1 protein-coding gene is annotated in these 551 nt (G+C 36.5%); it reads right to left on the bottom strand.

Annotation, left to right across the window (positions count from 1 at the left end):
* Positions 1 to 121: 121 nt before the first annotated feature.
* Positions 122 to 502, bottom strand: coding sequence for a hypothetical protein (locus ACFILL_RS09540; protein ID WP_273791750.1), 381 nt, complete (start codon positions 500 to 502; stop codon positions 122 to 124).
* Positions 503 to 551: the final 49 nt, after the last annotated feature.

Here is a 551-nt window from a genome sequence, read left to right as displayed (position 1 = left end):
TTTTCCATGGTTTTACTCCTTTAAGTTAGATTCTGCCTTTGTCGTTCTTGCAAAAGAACGGCATTGCATTGTGTGGTGAATTTTTTGAAAAGGTGGCGTCTTTTAAAAACGCCTTTAGCTTTTAAAGCACATCACAAGGACGCAAACGGTGTTGTTGTTCGTAAGAACCATACATTGCATCATCATATTCGCGCTGTTTTATATCATCTAAAAAAAAACCGTATGCTGTGCTGTGTAGAATAAAATCGTGAGGAATGTTTCCGTTGAAACACTGCTCTTCACATTCTTTAAGATAGAATTCGGCAATATCTTCAGAGATATCTTCGCAACGATTAGTCGTTGGTTCAATACGCAAAATTTGGACAGCATTATCGGCTTGGTCGATAAATTTGATCATGTCACTTTCTTCTAAGAAAGGACCAGATTTAGCGAGATTTTGCTCTTCATTTTCGCACATCACTAAGAGAATTTCATCAGAATTTATAAACACTGGTTTATTCACAAATGCCTCCATACTGCCTATTGGCAAAAGTTATTTTCTAAGATATGGA

The sequence above is a fragment of the Bartonella sp. AP20NXHL genome (assembly GCF_042196165.1).
Classification (GTDB): domain Bacteria; phylum Pseudomonadota; class Alphaproteobacteria; order Rhizobiales; family Rhizobiaceae; genus Bartonella.
This window is presented reverse-complemented; position numbering and strand designations above follow the sequence as displayed.